We start from the raw sequence: 17,023 nt of genomic DNA, 5'->3' as shown, positions 1-17,023 counted from the left end.
TTATAGATAGGTTTACGCCCTTAAATCTTACATAATTTAACCTAAATACCTATGAAGAAGTTAATTGCATTCACTGCGATGGTAGCCTTTTTGTTTAGTTGTAACTCTGGTGACAGAGGGGAACTAATCGGCGCAAAAGGTAAAAAATGGTACCCTCAAAAGCCTTATGGTATGACACTTATCCCTGGTGGTTCTTTCATCATGGGTAAAGCAGATGATGATTTTGTAGCAGTAAATGATGCTCCTACAAGAACAGTTACGGTGCGTTCCTTCTACATGGACGAGACCGAGATAACCAATTCTGAATACAGACAGTTTGTAAACTGGGTTCGCGATTCTACAGTTCGATTGAAATTGGCCATCCTTGCTGATGAAGTAGGGGCTGCCCCCGGAGACGGTGGTATTGGTGATTTTGCCTTTGTAGATCAGGAGAACGAAGAAATGAGTCCTTACGAGCAATACATGTACGATAATTACTATGGTATGGGAGAAGATTTCTATGCCGGTCGTAAAATCAACAACGATGTAGATCTTATTTGGGAAACAGGTGAATATCCCGATGAGTATTATACAGAAGTGATGGACACTATGTATATTCCTGCAGAGGAAGCATATAATGGACAAAGAACAATCGATGTGTCCAAATTATTGTTCCAGTACACGCACATGGACATTCAGGCTGCTGCGCGTGCTAAAGGACAACGTAGAAAGGATTTCATCAAAAAAGATACAGTTTCTATCTATCCAGATACAACGGTATGGATCAAAGATTTCAATTACTCATACAATGAGCCAATGCACAACGATTACTTCTGGCATGAGGCGTATGGGGATTATCCTGTTGTGGGGGTAAGTTGGAAACAAGCCAAGGCATTCTGTGCTTGGAGAACTTTGTACAAAAATTCATATCAAAAATCAAGAAACCGTCAGCACGTTAACTCCTTTAGACTTCCAGGTGAGGCCGAGTGGGAATATGCTGCACGTGGTGGATTGGAATCTGCTACTTTCCCTTGGGGAGGGCCGTATGCCAAAAACGATAGAGGTTGTTTTATGGCCAACTTTAAGCCACTTCGAGGAGACTACGCAGCAGATCAGGCATTGTATACGGTAGAGGCCGATGCATATGAGCCTAACGATTACAACCTATATAATATGGCTGGAAATGTGAGTGAGTGGGTAGCCTCTTCTTACGATCCAGATTCTTATGAGTATTCTTCTACAATGAACCCTAACGTAAATGATGACAAGAACATGCGTAAAGTAGTTCGTGGGGGATCATGGAAAGACGTAGCGTATTTCTTGCAAGTGAGTACTCGAGATTATGAGTATGCAGATTCTGCAAGAAGCTATATTGGTTTCAGAACCGTACAGGATTATATGGGAACCGATGTAACGCTTAACAATAACTTTGGAGACGCCCGATAATCTCCTTTAAAAAGCTTGAATCTTAACCTAAATAAAACTTAACTTAACTTAAAAATTGTATTATGGCACAGTCAAAATCATCTAAGAAATTATTTAACATGGCCTACGGGCTTGGAGCTTCCATCGTAATTTTGGGAGCGCTATTTAAGATCCTTCACTGGGAGTTGGGTCCACTTAATGGTGGTCTTCTTTTGGCGATTGGTCTTATTACAGAGGCAATCATTTTCGCTATCTCGGCTTTCGAACCAGTAGATGACGATTTAGATTGGTCTTTGGTATATCCTGAATTAGCAGGAGGAAAAACAAAAGATAAAAAACAACAGCCACAAGACGCTCAAGGTATCCTTTCCCAGAAGTTGGATGAGATGCTTAAAGAAGCACGAATTGATGGCGAGTTAATGTCTAGCTTAGGAGAAAGCATTCGTTCTTTCGAAGGTGCTGCCAAAGGAATGGCTCCAACAGCAGAGGCTATGAACTCTACTAAGAAGTATAGTGAAGAAATGGCATTGGCTGCTGCCCAAATGGAGTCATTGAACAGTCTTTACAAAGTACAAGTTGAATCTACAAGCCGTCAGGCAGAAGTTAATGAGCAAGTAGCAGAGAATGCAGCTCAGTTGAAAGCTCAAATGGAGCACTTGGCCAGCAACCTTTCATCATTGAATGGGGTGTATGGAGGAATGTTATCTGCAATGAGCAATAACTAGAAAGTTATCTAACTGTAATATTAATCTTTAAAAAAGAGAAAAGATGGCAGGAGGAAAACTATCCCCGCGGCAAAAGATGATTAACCTAATGTACTTGGTTTTCATCGCGATGTTGGCATTAAACATGTCCAAAGAAGTATTGTCCGCTTTCGGACTACTTGACAAAAAGATCGACCAAGCTAATTTAGCTGCAACAGAGCGTAATAACAATTTCATGGAAAATTTGGCAGTTAAAGCTTCCGAACAACCTGAGCAATATGCTGCTGTAAAAGCTCAAGCCGACAAGGTTTCACAAATCTCTGCTGATTTGGATTCCTTTTTAGCTGACCTGAAAGGCCAGATGATGACTACGGTTAAATCTGATGAGCAGGAGAATTATGAAGTTCAGGATAAGCCTGATTTCTTAGATCAGCGCTTTTTCCAAGGTGACAAGTTAAAGCCAGAAGGTCAAGAGTTCTTGAGTGCGATTAACACATATCGTACTGAAATGCTCGAAGTACTTTCTGATACAGCTTTGGCAAAAGTTCAAGGAATTGAAGATATTAAGAAGACAATTGAAGCTAACTTCTCTACTACTCCGGTAACTAGATTGAAGGATGGGAAAAAAGTGGATTGGTTAAACTATAACTATGAAGGATTCCCGCTTATTGCTTCTAAGACAAAGATGACTTCACTCCAAAACGATATTAAAGTAACTAAGAATGAATTGCTATCTAAGATGTTGGCTGGACAACAAGAAAGGGTTGCATCATTCACTCAGTACAATACATTATTGGAGCAGTCTAAATCTGCATTCTATGCAGGAGAGGCATTCGATGGAGGTATTGTTTTGGGACGTAAAGATCCTAACACAAAACCAAACAGGGTAGAGCTTACATTAGATGGAAGACCTTTAACTGAAAATCAGTACACCATCGAGAATGGTAAAGTGAAACTGAACATTAGTGCAGGTGCTGCTGGAGATCACAAGATCGAAGGTAACCTTATCTTCCTTCAAGATGGAAAGGAAGTTGAGATTCCAGTAAGTAGCACATTCGCAACTATCACTAAGCCTAATTCTGCTGTTATCGCTGCAGATAAGATGAACGTGGTGTACCGTGGGGTAGATAACCCAATGACAATTTCTATCCCAGGAATTCCAGATAATAAGGTTTCTGCTTCTGCAACAGGTTTAAGTAAGTCTGCTGGAAGTAAGTATGTGATGCGTCCTGCACAAGGTAGAACCGTTAGTATTAATGCTAGGGGTACGTTGCCTGATGGAACAGGAGTTAATACAACTACCGAGTTCCGTATCAAGGATATTCCACGTCCAGTAGGAACCATTCGTGGGGAAACTGGAGATGGAGCATGTGTACGTATGCAACGTCAAGGATTAGAGATCTCTAGTGTAGGTGCTCTTTTAGAGGATTTCGATTTCGATCTTAACCTTAATGTAACTGGATTTAAGTTCAAGGTTTCTGGTCAACCTACTGTAGCGGTAAGTGGAAGAAAACTGGACGGTCCAGCTAAAAATGCATTGCGAAGAGCAAGGCGTGGAGAAACTGTACAGATTTTCGATATCAACGCTAAAATTGCAAATAACTCAGGATACAAGTTGAAGAAAATTTCTCCGGTTTGTATTGAGTTAACAAACTAAAAAGTAAAATTTCGTTTTTATGAATTTTAAACATGTTGTTTTAAGTGGAATTGGCCTTTTAATGGGTGTGAGTGCTGCTGCACAAATCAACATCCTTAATGCCAAAACTCCCGACGAGATTGGAGTCAAGACAGAAGCACAAATCGCTTATGATAACGACGAGCCACTTCCATATGGCTACGTTGATGAGCGCGATGTTCTTTGGTCTAAAACGACTTGGGAGTATATTGATCTAGATGAGCGAGTAAACTTCCCATTGTACTACCCAATCGATACCAACAACATTGGATCAGAAAGGCGTTCGCTATATGACGTTTTGGTGAGAGGAATCAAAGACGGTGACATTGAGCATGTTTATGCCGACTCTTACTTTACCGAAAAAAGAACCTTGGACCAGCTTGGTGCTTCGCTAGTGTATCGCGATACTACAGATTTGGGTATCGAGCAGTACAATGCCGAGGGAAGGGTAGATCCAGAATACATCCGTGAATTTACTTTGGATGCTGGAGATATTCAAGCCTGGAAGGCAAGAGGTTACTGGTATTTGGATAAGCGTCAAGGAGAATTGAGATACCGTATGTTAGGTATCTGTCCTGTTGCCAATGAGGCACGTTCTAAGGCGTTCGATGATGAAGGTGTAGATGCTTCTGTAGATTTATTTTGGGTATGGTTCCCTGGAGCCAGGAATGTATTGCACAAAGCAAAAGCATTCAACCGCAAGAATACCTCTCAACCAATTTCCTATGACCATCTTCTTAATTCAAGAAGGTTCCACGGAGTGGTATATAAAGAAGACAACGTTCAGGGTGACCGTAGTGTTTCAGACTATATAAATGATAATGCATTAATGCAGTTGCTGGAATCGGACCGAATCAAAGAACAAATTCGTAATATCGAAATAGATATGTGGAACTATTAATAGTTTCTATTAGATGATATATTGCCCTCCATTGCGTAGCTTTGGAGGGTTTTTTTATGAAAGAGGTTGACTACATAGTCGTTGGGCTTGGTATTGCGGGCGTTTCTTTTTGCGATCGGCTCATACGGTCCCAAAAGGATTTTGTGGCCTTAGACGTCCCTAATACGTCTGCTACAAGGGTTGCCGGGGGTATAGTGAATCCTGTCGTGTTAAAACGAATCACTCCTGTCTGGAATGCTATTCCGTTTTTGGAAGAGGCAAATTCCTTTTACGCATCGATCCAAACTAGATTACAATCCCAGTTCTTAAAGGAAACAGAAATTCTAAGGATACTGGCAGGTGCTGAGGAACAGAATGAATGGATGATTGCAAGCGGCAAAAATAATCTTGCGGGTTTCCTCACATCCAAACTAAAGCCAAATACATATGCTTCCTTGCAAGCACCATACGAATTGGGAAAAATGAATAGGGCCTTGCAAATCGACACCAAACTTTTGCTCGATAATTATGCTGACTTTTTAATGGAATCGGGAAAGTATAGCCCCCAAGAATTTCAATACGACCAGCTTACTTTAGAAGGAAATAGAATTAGGTATGGAGATATAGTGGCCAAGCAAATTGTGTTTGCCGAGGGTGCTGCAGTCGTTGAGAACCCCTATTTTACTATAGAAGGCCTAATTCCTAAAAAAGGGGAGTACATAACAATTAAGGCCGAAAAACTACAATTGGACAAGGTGGTTAAAGGACCTTTCTTCTTGATTCCGCTTGGTAGCGATTTGTATAAAGTTGGCGCCACTTTTGCGCATGGTGATGTCTCCCCGGAACAGACACTAAAAGGAAGGGAACAGTTAATTGCAGCTTTACATAAAATGATAGACTGTCCGTTTCAAGTGGTAGCTCAAGAAGTAGGGATGCGACCAACCGTAAAAGACCGAAAACCTTTGTTGGGGAGTTTGTCCCACAAACAGTTGTATTTTTTTAATGGCCTGGGTACCCGTGGACTACTTATGGCACCCTTGCTTTCAAAAATGCTTTTCGATCACATTGAAAAAAACCAAGGACTGCCTTTAGAAATGGACATTAAGAGGTTTTCTTCCGATCGAACTTAAAAAAGAAGTTGATCCAGATGTTTCTTGAGAGTCGGAGTATAATTGGCAGTAGTACTACCAAGGTACCGACAATTACAAGAAACGATTCGAAGCGTCCAAGATCCAGAACAAAAAAGGATATAAGGAAAGCGGCAATCGCAAAGACAATACCGACACCGTAGCTTACATACATAGCCCCGTAGAAAAAGGAAGGCTCAATTTTAAACTTGGTGTTGCAGTGGGAGCAACGCTCATTCATTTTAAGGGTTCGGGAAAAATTATAGGCATTTGCGCTTTCGTACATTTTACCATTTTGGCACACTGGACATTTTCCGGTAAAAATACTGTAGATCTTAGTGCCTTTTAAGAATGACATAGGCCGTTTTTTTGGTACTGCAAAATTAAGCATCTTTGCAGAAATTATATGTTCAAAGAATGCTAAACATTCATAATATATCGGTTTCTTTTCAAGGGGAATATTTATTCCAAGGAATCACCTTTATGCTCACCCCTGGCGATCGTGTAGGGTTAGTGGGTAAAAATGGTGCCGGTAAATCCACATTATTGCGTATCATATCCAAGGAACAGGAGTATGACGAAGGAGCCATTGCTATGGATAAGGAAATTTCCATAGGGTTTCTGAAACAAGATATTGACTTTGTAAAGGGAAGAACGGTATTGCAAGAGTCTTATGAGGCATTTTCCCAAATAAAGGATCTGGAACAGCAACTAGAGTCCATTAACATACAATTGGCCCAGCGTACGGATTATGAAAGTGAGTCCTACAACCAGCTTTTGATCGACTTAAATGAGACCCAGCATCAGTATGAAATTCATGGGGGCTATAATTATCAGGGCGATACCGAACGTATTCTCCAAGGGTTGGGTTTTCGACGGGAAGATTTCAATAAGCTTACCGACACCTTTTCTGGAGGCTGGCGTATGCGCATTGAACTTGCCAAATTACTTCTTCAGAACCATGATATTCTTCTACTGGATGAGCCAACCAACCATTTGGATATTGAATCCATCCTGTGGTTAGAGGACTTTTTGAGATCTTATCCGGGAGCCGTCATGTTGGTTTCGCATGATAAGATGTTTTTGGATAATGTGACCAATAGAACCATTGAGATTTCACTGGGCAAAATTTATGACTATCCTAAGCCATATTCGAAATATTTAGAACTAAGAAGAGAGCTCAGGGAGCAACAACAGGCAGCACAAAAGAACCAGCAAAAACACATTGAGCATACGGAGAAGCTCATCGAAAAATTTCGGGCTAAAGCCTCTAAGGCGACCATGGCGCAATCGCTCATTAAGAAGTTGGATAGGATGGAGCGTATAGAAATTGATGAAGATGATAATGCGGTAATGACCCTTCGTTTTCCTATTTCCGTTACACCCGGAAAAGTGGTAATCACTACCGAAAATGCCTCAAAGAATTATGGGGATAAAGAGGTACTTAGGCAAATTGATCTTTTGGTAGAACGAGATAGTAAAACTGCCTTTGTCGGGCAAAACGGACAAGGAAAATCTACCCTGGCTAAAATGATCGTTGGTGAAATTGAGTACGATGGTGAAGTGCAATTGGGGCACAATGTTCAAATAGGGTATTTTGCCCAGAACCAAGCAGATTATTTAGATGGTTCCAAGACTGTTGAAGATACGATGCTGGACGCAGCAGACGAGAAAACCAGACCTAGGGTTCGGGATATTTTGGGAGCGTTTTTATTCCGTGGGGAAGAGGTAGATAAATACGTTCGTGTATTATCGGGAGGAGAGCGAAATAGGTTGGCATTGGCTAAATTACTCTTGCAACCCTTCAACGTATTGGTGATGGATGAGCCTACCAACCACCTGGATATTAAGTCTAAAAATGTATTGAAAGAAGCCTTAAAGAACTTTCAGGGAACGCTTATTGTCGTTTCTCACGACCGTGATTTTCTTCAGGGACTTACCAATAAGGTATACGAATTCAAGGATCGAAAAATAAAAGAATACCTGGGCGATATCGATTTCTTTTTAGAGCAACGTAATCTACAGAACTTACGGGAAGCCGAAAAACGGACGCAGATCGAGACAAAGGAAGAGAAGCCTACAGAACGTTCGGGGAAACTGAGCTATGAGCAGCAAAAGAAACAGAAATCGCTTAACAATAGACTGAGTAAGGTTGAAGCATCCATTGGCAAACTGGAAAGGGAGATCAAGGAAATTGATGTAGAGCTTTCCATTAATTATGAAGAGACCATTGCCAAACCCAATTTTTTTGACGAATACCAAAAGAAGAAAAAAGATCTGGAACAATTAATGGAGCAATGGGCCGAGATTACCGAAGAAATTGAAATGAATTCTTAGGCATGTTAGAACATTATTTCCAATGTCCCCACTGTTGGGAGTCTATTTCTATGTTACTGGATCCTTCGGTGAGTACTTCCTATATAGAGGACTGTGAGGTGTGCTGTAACCCGATACAAGTCACGACACATTTTCAAAATGGTGAATTACAGGGATTTGAAGCGAACAGCATTCAACAGTAATTTATATCTTTACCCGTAACAAACCTTAATAGAACTTTTCGTGTTTTTAAACTTCAATCTGGGAGATGATGTAGTTGGCTACATTGTAGATGGGGTTATGGATACCCCTTCCATAGAATATCTTCGCGATGAGATCCTGAAGCGATTGGATGAGCATGAGACCATCTGTGTCTATTTAGAGGATGGTGGGGTAGAGCACTTCTCCTTAAATTCTATTGTCACCACAACACTCTTCCCGCATAAGCATAGAAAACGTATCCGAAAGACGGCCATGGTAACGGATCGGTCATGGATTCACCTCATTGCCGGATTGAATAATATTTTTGTGGATACCAAGATTCGAAATTTTAAGATTAAAGATCGGATGAAGGCGATCGATTGGGTTTCAAGTTGAAGAAAGATGTCTCGTAGTTAGTTTTTTTGAAGTAGTAGAGCGCAAGTACTTTCTGTTAAATTATTATCATGAGTCGTATGATGAAATTAAATTATTCGTAACTTTTATCCTTCAACAACCCCAAATATGTTTTCAGGCTTTAGTTTTGCGCAAGACACCATTGGTTATATCATTGATGGTAAGATGAATACCGAGGCTATAAATGCCTTGCGTGCGCAAATTTTGGAAAAGTTTGAAGAGCATGATAAGATCAATTTGTACTTGGAGGATGCTGGAATTGAAAGTTTCTCCCTTAATGCTGTTTTTATTGCTACCCTTTTTCCCATAGAACATGCTGGGAGGTTTAATAAGATTGCATTGGTTACCGACAGAAAATGGATTCATCTTTTGGGAAATTTGGATACGCTGGTTGCTAAGGTAAATATCAAGAATTTCACCACCGAAAAGCGGATGGATGCTATGGCTTGGATCGCTAGACATAAGAAATAAAAACACTCAATTTATTTTCTATTCAACTTGTAGGGTTTAAAACTCTGTTGTATCTTTGCCGTCCATATCGCGGGATAGAGCAGTAGGTAGCTCGTCGGGCTCATAACCCGAAGGTCACAGGTTCGAGTCCTGTTCCCGCTACAACGAAAGCCTCTTGATTTCTCAAGAGGCTTTTCTTTTCAATAGATAACCCAAACTTAACTATCACCTTGCCATACTTTCAATATCTTCGCAAAAATCTTTTTTTGAATGATACAAGCCGTTTTGTTCGATATGGACGGGGTAATTATAGACACGGAACCCCTGCATAGAAAAGCCTATTTCAAAATGTTCGATGAAGTCGGGATTCAGGTATCTGAAGAGCGTTACTCGGGCTTTACGGGAATGGCAACCCTTCCCATATGCGAAAGGTTATGTGAGGAATTTCAATTGAACCTTGACCCTGGGGAGCTGGTTAAGATAAAGCGGAAGTACTTTAAGGATCTTTTTCAATCCGATCCCAGTCTGGAATTACTGCCGGGAGTATTGGCACTTATTCAGGAGTATACGGCTAACGCTATAACCCTAGTGCTAGCGTCATCTGCTTCTATGGAAAATATTAATAGGGTGTTCGATAGGTTCGATTTAAACAAGTACTTCAAAGGAAAAATAAGCGGCGCGGACTTAGCACAATCCAAACCACATCCGGAGATTTTTGAAAAGGCGGCCCAAATGGCAGGCGTGCCCAAAGAACATTGTATGGTGATAGAAGATGCCACCAATGGCATTAAAGCAGCTCATGCCGCGGGTATTTATTGTGTGGCATATCGAAGTGCGCATTCCACCCTTCAAGACTATTCCTTGGCAGATAGGGTAATCGATTCCTTTTCCGAAATAGCCTTTAATGAGTTATTGAAAAAATAGATGTGGTTCCCCTAATCTAATTTTTCTTTCAACACGGCATACTTCGAATCTTGTCCTATAATACTATAAATGTTCAAGAGTGTTTTGATCACATCCCTATTATTGGGTTGTAATTCTACAATACTCTCCAAATACGGCAGGGCTTCATTATATAGATTGTATCGCTCTACCTTCAATTCTTCATAACGCTTGTCGTCGGCATCGGACATTCCCAAACCATTCATTTCATCCAAAATAGCCGTTTCCTGATCCAAAATCAAAATGGATAGGTTCATTTTAGCATTGACATGTTTCGGATCTATTTCAAGTGTTTGTTTGTAAAATTCCTTGGCTTTTTCAATATCACCGCTTTGTGTGCTTGAAACACCAAAGTTGTAGTATAGGTTAGGATCATCTGGCGATTCGGCGATGAGTCGATCTATTACGTTGTTGTATTTGTCCTTTGCGCCCAATTGACGGTATAGGTGGAATACCTGATTTAATAGTTTCTTGTCATTTGGCGATTTAGACAATGCCTTGTCTATTGCCAGTACCGCAGCGTCCTGTTGATTTATCTGAAGTGAAGAGGTTGTTATACCCCTTAGTAATTCTGGCACTTTGGAGCTCGATCTTATAATTTCCGGATTTTTATGTGAGCCTTGTGCTATGGCCGTACTCCTGGCACCAGAGGATGCAAATGCTTCCTTTTTTTTAGTTTGAACATTGGTTGCCACATAACGTACTTTCGAGTTGGTGAAACCCATATCTATAAGGCGTTTGTACGCCCTATGGGCCTCTTCGTATTCTTTTGCCAGTAAGTGGCTTTTGGCCGCTTCGAAGTACAGCAGGGTGTCCTGAGTAGATTGGTAGGCCACATTGTAAAGTGTTGCGGCGGCGGAGTAGTTTTTTTTCTTGAATTCACCTGCTGCAGCTCTTGCAGACATGTTTTTAAGTTTGGATTTAATGGCAGCAATTCTACTTTTCAGCGTGGCATTCAATTCATAATTGGTGGCTCGTTCCACGGAGTTGGAAATAGATTCCATTCGCTCCATGTCCATCTCCGAATTGGCGAGCTTCATTTCCGCTTCCACAACATAGAAGTGAGCACGTGTTTCACTATCGGCTGCGGCAAATATTTGTTTTGCCTGTTCCAAATAGGTAAAAGCAGTAGAGATATCACCGGAATTAACGGCTTGTTCCGCTTTCTTAATTTCCTGTTTCTGCGCTTTTAGGGTTGGGATTGTTAATAGCAATGCAGCCAGAATCGTAACTGTTTTCATGGTAGTGTTTGTTATAGGTTAGTTCTAATTTGTCGGTTCTGTTTTTAGTTGGGGACCACCGTTTTATTCCTCATTTTGTTCTTTTTGGCTTAGATTAAAATGTTAAATATTTATTAAAATACGTGTGTAAATGAGTAAGCGATAAGGGGTTAATGGTTAGCAATTTATAAAAAAAATCATACGAAATAGGAAAATACCTACATAAATTTTACATTTTTTATACACTTTATCGATGTTAATTGTCAATAAACGATGAAATAATGAAATTTGTAAGGTAAATCGTCAATTATAATTTCGTATGCTCCCTAGTGTTTTAGCTTTCTGAATAGGGCAACTTCAAACGTCCTTTACATGCCGTTTTTTTGAAAGGGATATGATGTATTCAGGTTAGGATGAATCATAACTGCTTTTCAAAATTCAAATTTGTCAAAACATGAAAGGTGTGTTTAGGTATGGTTTTTAGATTGTAGGCTTCCATATTCACATGTAGCATGATTTAGTAGTATCGAGGGAGGTACTTAATGATTTATAATCGCTTACCTTTGCACAAAGAATTTCTATGGCGCATAAAGCAGGTTTTGTAAATATTATCGGAAATCCCAATGTGGGGAAGAGTACCCTAATGAATGCTTTTGTGGGAGAACGCCTATCCATTATCACTTCCAAAGCCCAAACAACACGTCACCGTATTTTAGGTATTGTAAATGGTGATGATTTCCAGGTAGTGCTTAGTGATACCCCAGGCATTATTAAACCAGCGTACCAGCTTCAGGAGAGTATGATGGATTTTGTAAAGTCGGCTTTCGAAGATGCCGATGTGCTGCTTTATTTGGTAGAACTGGGGGAAAAGAATTTGAAAGACGAGGCATTTTTCAATAAAATTACCAATGCCAAAATTCCAGTACTGCTGCTCATAAATAAAATAGATACTGGCGATGAACACCGATTGGTAGAAGCCGTAGAGCTTTGGCAGGGAAAAGTGCCTAATGCTGAGGTTTTTGCTATTTCTGCATTGGAAAACTTCGGGGTTTCCCAAGTATTTCAAAGAATTCTCGAATTACTTCCAGAGTCCCCACCATTTTATCCGAAGGACCAGTTAACAGATAAGCCAGAACGTTTTTTTGTAAACGAAACCATTCGCGAGAAAATCCTAATGCATTATAAAAAGGAGATTCCGTATGCTGTGGAAATCGACACCGAAGAGTTTCATGAAGATGAGAAGATCATTCGTATCCGTTCCGTAATCATGGTTGAGCGCGACACCCAAAAAGGAATCATTATTGGCCACAAAGGATCGGCACTGAAACGGGTGGGTGTGGAAGCCCGAAAGGATCTGGAAAAATTCTTTGGAAAACAAATTCACTTAGAACTCTACGTAAAAGTGAACAAAAACTGGCGTAGTAATGAAAAACAATTGCGGCGTTTCGGTTACAATAACTAATGTTTCAATACATTTTTCATGAAATGATGTAGCTCGAGCATTTCGTCATGCCCCGTGGCTTTACCCATTCTTCCCGCAAAGTACAACACAAACCATAAGATAACCAATAGCCCCATAACGGTGAGCTGTACTGCGAAAGGCGCATCAAGCGAAATTTGTGTGTAGACCCAGATACCCATTCCAATAAACAAGGTGGCCACCAAAAAGTGAATGAACATAAACAGGGTCCATACACTGGGTTTTGGTCCAAACAGACCATGCAGTGTACAGTGGTTTTCTTCAAAACTAATGACTTCAATGTCCAATTGAGGCGACCAGAAATGCTGTTTCGCTTTGGGAATTTTAATGAAAACGTGGTCGTCTATACAATGAATCACATACTCCTTGGTGTTCTCTTTGGCTTCTTCAAACCATGATATTACCCGTTCTTTTGGATGATCCAATTCCATTTGAAAACGAGGCCTAAGTACAATTTCATTAGCTATTTCCTTGGGTTGCTTCATGTTTCCAATGTACACAGGTGATAACGCCCTGAAAATGACAAAAATCACATTTACCAATATTTTAGGTGAAAAGGAGTGTAGCTGTCACGGAAATAGTATTTTTGCAGTCAATTATTGAATTATGAGTATTGTAGCCATTGTAGGAAGACCCAATGTGGGAAAATCCACCTTTTTCAATCGTCTCATTCAGAGACGTGAAGCCATTGTGGATTCGGTGAGCGGAGTTACCAGGGATAGGCATTACGGGAAGAGTGATTGGAACGGAAAGGAATTCTCCCTGATCGATACTGGGGGCTATGTAGTGGGAAGCGACGATATTTTTGAAGAGGAAATCGATAAGCAGGTTGAACTGGCTATTGATGAGGCAGACGCTATCATCTTTATGGTCGATGTGGAAACGGGGGTCACAGGAATGGATGAAGAAGTGGCGCAATTGCTTAGAAAGAGTAAAAAACCCTTTTTCTTGGCTGTAAACAAAGTAGACAGTGCCAATAGACAGCATGATGCAGTCGAGTTTTATTCGTTGGGTGTAGAAAAGTACTATACTATTTCCAGTATTAATGGAAGCGGAAGCGGGGATCTTTTAGATGATTTGGTAAAGGTATTGCCCGAAGAGCTTCCAAAGGAAGAGGAAGACCTTCCCAGATTTGCCGTTGTGGGACGTCCTAATGCGGGAAAATCATCTTTTATCAATGCACTCATTGGGGAAGATCGTTTTGTAGTAACCGATATTGCTGGAACTACCAGGGATAGTATAGATACCCGTTACAACCGCTTTGGTTTCGAATTCAATCTGGTTGATACCGCTGGGATTCGAAGAAAAAGCAAGGTAAAGGAAGACCTTGAGTTTTACTCGGTAATGCGGAGTGTTCGCGCGATAGAGCATTGCGATGTCGTGATTCTCGTATTCGATGCAACCAGGGGATTCGATGGGCAGGTACAGAATATTTTCTGGTTGGCGCAGCGTAATAATAAAGGAGTTGTGATCCTGGCCAACAAATGGGATTTGGTGGAGAAAGAGACGCATACCGTGAAGGAGTTCGAAACCTATATTAGAAAGCAATGTGAGCCCTTTACCGATATCCCCATTGTATTTATGTCGGCACTTACAAAGCAACGAATTTACAAGGCGATTGAAACAGCGGTCGAGGTGCATAAAAGAAGGAGCAAAAAGGTTAAAACTTCGTTGCTCAATGACACCATGTTGCCCATCATTCAGGCAACACCTCCACCGGCATACAAAGGAAAGTATGTAAAGATTAAGTTCTGTACACAATTACCTACCCCACATCCATGTTTTGCCTTTTTCTGTAATCTGCCGCAGTACCTTAGGGATCCATACAAGCGATTTATAGAAAATAAGTTGCGGGAGCATTTCGATTATACTGGGGTGCCACTTACCATTTATTTCAGAAAGAAGTAAAAGGCTATCCCTGCAATAGAAAACTTCCTTTTTGACAGGATAACTGTAACCTTTGGAATATAAAACCAGTCTATTCAAATAATCGGTTTGGGGGATGTACTAAATTCTCCTTATCTTTTTAAGATTGTTATGAAAAAATGGGTGCTCATCATATTTCTTTGTGTGAGTGCACAGGCTGTTTCGCAAATCACCATTAATGAGGATTATACCACTCAGCAAATGGTGGAAGATATTCTTATAAATAGCCCCTGTGCAGAGGTATCCATATTTTCTTCGAGTACCGGAACCGATTATAACGAAGTAAATGGTATTGGGGTGTTCAATGCCAATGGTACGGTATTTCCTTTTCAAAATGGAATTATCCTTAGTACAGGAGATGTGCTAAAAGCCAGTGGGCCCAACGATAGCATTCCCGACAGTGACGGTACCATCGCATGGCGTGGGGATTTAGAACTCGAAGAGATTACCAATGTGCAGGAGACCCATAATGCGTCCTCCATAACGTTTCGTTTTGTTCCGCTCTCAAATCGAATTAGTTTCGATTTTATTTTGGCATCCGAAGAGTACAACCAAGATTTCGAATGTGACTTTTCAGACGCATTTGCCTTTATCCTTACCAATATAGATACGGGAGAACGACAAAATTTGGCAGTATTGCCAGGAACCAGCACTCCCATTGCCGTTACCAATATACGCCCTATGGTGGAGGAAGGACCCAATACAAGTGGGTGCCCCGCTCGTAATGAAATTTATTTCGACACCTATAACTTCCCACCGTTTCGGGCTAGGGAAGATTCCCCAACCGATTTTAATGGACAAACAGTCATCCTAACGGCACTGGGCGATGTAATAAGGGGCGCTCGGTATGAAATAAAACTGGTAGTAGCAGATTCTGGGGACACCTTGGTGGATACTGCCGTGTTTCTAGGTGGAAGTACTTTTAACATAGGAATAGAATTGGGGCAGGACCTCACTCTGGAAAATGGCAATGCCCCCTGCGAAGGAGATCAAGGTATCGAAATTGGTGTGGAACCAGATGACGCTATTACGTACCAATGGTATGAGCTTAACCCTTCGAACATGACGTTCGAAATTGTTGTGGGAGAAACCTCAAGCACTTTGTTCGTAGATGCTCCCGGTACTTATAGGTTACAGGGCTCACTTAGTTCGGGTTGTATCATAGAGGATGAGATTATTGTAGAATTTGGCCCCATTCCAGTGGCAGGAACCCCGCAAGATTATATCCTATGTAATATAGAGAACGATGATACCCCAGTCCTTTTCGACTTAACCAATCCTACATTGATCGAAAACATTTTGGACGGGCAAGATCCATCCATATTTACGGTAACTTTTTATGAAACTTTGAGCGATGCCCAAGAAGGGATAAACCCTTTGCCAGATTTGTATGAGAATGTTTCGAACCCTCAATTGATTTATGTGCGCATTGCGGCTGGAAATACAAATTGCTTCGATATTACTACCCTACAATTGGAGGTAAGGACCATTCCTTTTGTTTCCTTGGAAGATGTATATCGTATCTGCGTAGATGAGGAAGGAAACGTAATTTCTGAAGAAGAAGGCGATCCGTCACCAACACTTATAGAAACAGGATTGGGATCAGGTAGCTTTCAGTTTCAATGGTTTTTGAATGGCCAATTATTAGAGAATGAAACAGCTTCCAGTATTTCCCCTATGCAAGAAGGAAACTATAGTGTGGTCATAAGTGATGTGGTAAATGAATGCTCTGCTACATTGAGCACCAATGTGGTAGCCTCTTCCCCTCCCTTTGTATATACTGCTGAGGTGACCAGCGATTTTTTTGCTGCCACCAGCAATATAGAAGCAAGCGTCGAAGGATTGGGGATTTATGTATTTCGTTTAGATGATGGAGCTTTTCAGGAAGATGGGTTGTTCGAAAATGTGGCTTCGGGAAGCCACACAGTGTTAATTAAGGATACCACGGGCTGTGGAAGCGTCTTGGTTCCCTTGCTCATTGTAGATTATCCTAGGTTGTTGACCCCCAATCAGGACGGATATCACGATACTTGGAATATTTTCGACCTTGCTGAAATCGATCCCAGTGCAAGGGTTTATATTTTTGACCGCCTCGGAAAACTACTGAAAGAGTTACGTCCCACTTCCCAGGGTTGGGATGGTACTTACCATGGTAATCCGCTTCCCTCCAGCGATTATTGGTTTCGGATAGATTATACGGAAGAAGGAGTGGGAAAAACATTTAGGGGGCATTTCACGTTGAAGCGATAAAAACCACTTTTCTTTTTAAAAAAACATAAAATTT

Annotated in this window: 16 protein-coding genes and 1 tRNA gene; 14 read left to right on the top strand and 3 right to left on the bottom strand. The window is 40.9% G+C overall.

Features of this window, described 5'->3' with window-relative positions; translation table 11 throughout:
- Window positions 1–51: 51 nt before the first annotated feature.
- The 5 genes from porK (at window position 52) to AC6JAD_RS02650 (ending at window position 5,793) form a co-directional block, all read left to right on the top strand.
- Window positions 52–1,425 carry a T9SS ring complex lipoprotein PorK/GldK gene (porK, locus tag AC6JAD_RS02670; RefSeq protein WP_461302693.1) on the top strand — a complete coding sequence of 458 codons (1,374 nt, stop codon included), beginning with the start codon at window positions 52–54 and terminating at the stop codon, window positions 1,423–1,425.
- Between the two features lie 62 nt (window positions 1,426–1,487).
- Window positions 1,488–2,129: a type IX secretion system motor protein PorL/GldL gene (gene porL, locus AC6JAD_RS02665; RefSeq protein ID WP_461302694.1), complete on the top strand. Its 642-nt coding sequence runs from the start codon at window positions 1,488–1,490 to the stop codon at window positions 2,127–2,129.
- 43 nt (window positions 2,130–2,172) lie between these two features.
- Complete coding sequence (porM, locus tag AC6JAD_RS02660) at window positions 2,173–3,765, top strand: type IX secretion system motor protein PorM/GldM (RefSeq protein ID WP_461302695.1); 1,593 nt, start codon at window positions 2,173–2,175, stop codon at window positions 3,763–3,765.
- 19 nt (window positions 3,766–3,784) lie between these two features.
- Entirely contained in the window at window positions 3,785–4,684 is a 900-nt protein-coding gene (gene porN / locus AC6JAD_RS02655) for a type IX secretion system ring subunit PorN/GldN (protein ID WP_461302696.1), read from the top strand.
- Between the two features lie 56 nt (window positions 4,685–4,740).
- Window positions 4,741–5,793, top strand: a complete 1,053-nt coding sequence (locus AC6JAD_RS02650; RefSeq protein WP_461302697.1) for an NAD(P)/FAD-dependent oxidoreductase — start codon at window positions 4,741–4,743, stop codon at window positions 5,791–5,793.
- On the opposite strand, the gene AC6JAD_RS02645 is transcribed toward AC6JAD_RS02650, so the two are convergent.
- Complete coding sequence (locus AC6JAD_RS02645; RefSeq protein ID WP_461302698.1) at window positions 5,765–6,148, bottom strand: DUF983 domain-containing protein; 384 nt, start codon at window positions 6,146–6,148, stop codon at window positions 5,765–5,767. The two genes, AC6JAD_RS02650 and AC6JAD_RS02645, sit on opposite strands and share 29 nt — an antisense overlap.
- 59 nt (window positions 6,149–6,207) lie before the next feature.
- On the opposite strand from AC6JAD_RS02645, the gene AC6JAD_RS02640 reads away from it, so the two are divergent.
- The 6 genes from AC6JAD_RS02640 (at window position 6,208) to AC6JAD_RS02615 (ending at window position 10,095) form a co-directional block, all read left to right on the top strand.
- A complete protein-coding gene (locus tag AC6JAD_RS02640; protein WP_461302851.1) occupies window positions 6,208–8,127 on the top strand; it encodes an ABC-F family ATP-binding cassette domain-containing protein in 1,920 nt (639 codons plus the stop codon).
- Window positions 8,128–8,129: 2 nt separating this feature from the next.
- Window positions 8,130–8,309, top strand: coding sequence for a CPXCG motif-containing cysteine-rich protein (locus AC6JAD_RS02635; protein ID WP_461302699.1), 180 nt, complete (start codon window positions 8,130–8,132; stop codon window positions 8,307–8,309).
- A 40-nt stretch (window positions 8,310–8,349) separates the two neighbouring features.
- On the top strand, window positions 8,350–8,703 hold the full coding sequence (locus AC6JAD_RS02630) for a SpoIIAA family protein (RefSeq protein WP_461302700.1): 354 nt from the start codon (window positions 8,350–8,352) through the stop codon (window positions 8,701–8,703).
- Between the two features lie 126 nt (window positions 8,704–8,829).
- Window positions 8,830–9,192: a SpoIIAA family protein gene (locus tag AC6JAD_RS02625; protein WP_461302701.1), complete on the top strand. Its 363-nt coding sequence runs from the start codon at window positions 8,830–8,832 to the stop codon at window positions 9,190–9,192.
- A gap of 68 nt (window positions 9,193–9,260) precedes the next feature.
- A tRNA-Met gene (locus AC6JAD_RS02620) sits at window positions 9,261–9,333 on the top strand.
- A gap of 108 nt (window positions 9,334–9,441) precedes the next feature.
- Window positions 9,442–10,095, top strand: coding sequence for an HAD family hydrolase (locus tag AC6JAD_RS02615; protein ID WP_461302702.1), 654 nt, complete (start codon window positions 9,442–9,444; stop codon window positions 10,093–10,095).
- 11 nt (window positions 10,096–10,106) lie between these two features.
- Here the strand turns inward: AC6JAD_RS02615 and AC6JAD_RS02610 are convergent, their stop codons facing one another.
- Window positions 10,107–11,354 carry a tetratricopeptide repeat protein gene (locus AC6JAD_RS02610; RefSeq protein WP_461302703.1) on the bottom strand — a complete coding sequence of 416 codons (1,248 nt, stop codon included), beginning with the start codon at window positions 11,352–11,354 and terminating at the stop codon, window positions 10,107–10,109.
- 559 nt (window positions 11,355–11,913) lie between these two features.
- On the opposite strand from AC6JAD_RS02610, the gene era reads away from it, so the two are divergent.
- A complete protein-coding gene (gene era, locus AC6JAD_RS02605; protein WP_461302704.1) occupies window positions 11,914–12,795 on the top strand; it encodes a GTPase Era in 882 nt (293 codons plus the stop codon).
- Here era and AC6JAD_RS02600 read toward each other — a convergent pair.
- A complete protein-coding gene (locus tag AC6JAD_RS02600) occupies window positions 12,792–13,298 on the bottom strand; it encodes a GTP-binding protein (protein WP_461302705.1) in 507 nt (168 codons plus the stop codon). The genes era and AC6JAD_RS02600 overlap by 4 nt on opposite strands.
- 118 nt (window positions 13,299–13,416) lie before the next feature.
- Here AC6JAD_RS02600 and der point away from each other — a divergent pair, with 118 nt between their 5' ends.
- Together der and AC6JAD_RS02590 are read left to right on the top strand one after the other, a co-directional pair.
- On the top strand, window positions 13,417–14,721 hold the full coding sequence (der, locus tag AC6JAD_RS02595; RefSeq protein WP_461302852.1) for a ribosome biogenesis GTPase Der: 1,305 nt from the start codon (window positions 13,417–13,419) through the stop codon (window positions 14,719–14,721).
- A 129-nt stretch (window positions 14,722–14,850) separates the two neighbouring features.
- A complete protein-coding gene (locus tag AC6JAD_RS02590) occupies window positions 14,851–16,989 on the top strand; it encodes a T9SS type B sorting domain-containing protein (protein WP_461302706.1) in 2,139 nt (712 codons plus the stop codon).
- Window positions 16,990–17,023 lie beyond the last annotated feature (34 nt).

Source organism: Aureisphaera sp. (genome assembly GCF_059726885.1).
This window is presented reverse-complemented; position numbering and strand designations above follow the sequence as displayed.

Coding starts and splice junctions, on each gene's coding strand:
- porK (WP_461302693.1), top strand. CDS start 52: ATGAAGAAGTTAATTGCATTCACTGCGATGGTAGCCTTTTTGTTTAGT.
- porL (WP_461302694.1), top strand. CDS start 1,488: ATGGCACAGTCAAAATCATCTAAGAAATTATTTAACATGGCCTACGGG.
- porM (WP_461302695.1), top strand. CDS start 2,173: ATGGCAGGAGGAAAACTATCCCCGCGGCAAAAGATGATTAACCTAATG.
- porN (WP_461302696.1), top strand. CDS start 3,785: ATGAATTTTAAACATGTTGTTTTAAGTGGAATTGGCCTTTTAATGGGT.
- AC6JAD_RS02650 (WP_461302697.1), top strand. CDS start 4,741: ATGAAAGAGGTTGACTACATAGTCGTTGGGCTTGGTATTGCGGGCGTT.
- AC6JAD_RS02645 (WP_461302698.1), bottom strand. CDS start 6,148: ATGTCATTCTTAAAAGGCACTAAGATCTACAGTATTTTTACCGGAAAA.
- AC6JAD_RS02640 (WP_461302851.1), top strand. CDS start 6,208: ATGCTAAACATTCATAATATATCGGTTTCTTTTCAAGGGGAATATTTA.
- AC6JAD_RS02635 (WP_461302699.1), top strand. CDS start 8,130: ATGTTAGAACATTATTTCCAATGTCCCCACTGTTGGGAGTCTATTTCT.
- AC6JAD_RS02625 (WP_461302701.1), top strand. CDS start 8,830: ATGTTTTCAGGCTTTAGTTTTGCGCAAGACACCATTGGTTATATCATT.
- AC6JAD_RS02615 (WP_461302702.1), top strand. CDS start 9,442: ATGATACAAGCCGTTTTGTTCGATATGGACGGGGTAATTATAGACACG.
- AC6JAD_RS02610 (WP_461302703.1), bottom strand. CDS start 11,354: ATGAAAACAGTTACGATTCTGGCTGCATTGCTATTAACAATCCCAACC.
- era (WP_461302704.1), top strand. CDS start 11,914: ATGGCGCATAAAGCAGGTTTTGTAAATATTATCGGAAATCCCAATGTG.
- AC6JAD_RS02600 (WP_461302705.1), bottom strand. CDS start 13,298: ATGAAGCAACCCAAGGAAATAGCTAATGAAATTGTACTTAGGCCTCGT.
- AC6JAD_RS02590 (WP_461302706.1), top strand. CDS start 14,851: ATGAAAAAATGGGTGCTCATCATATTTCTTTGTGTGAGTGCACAGGCT.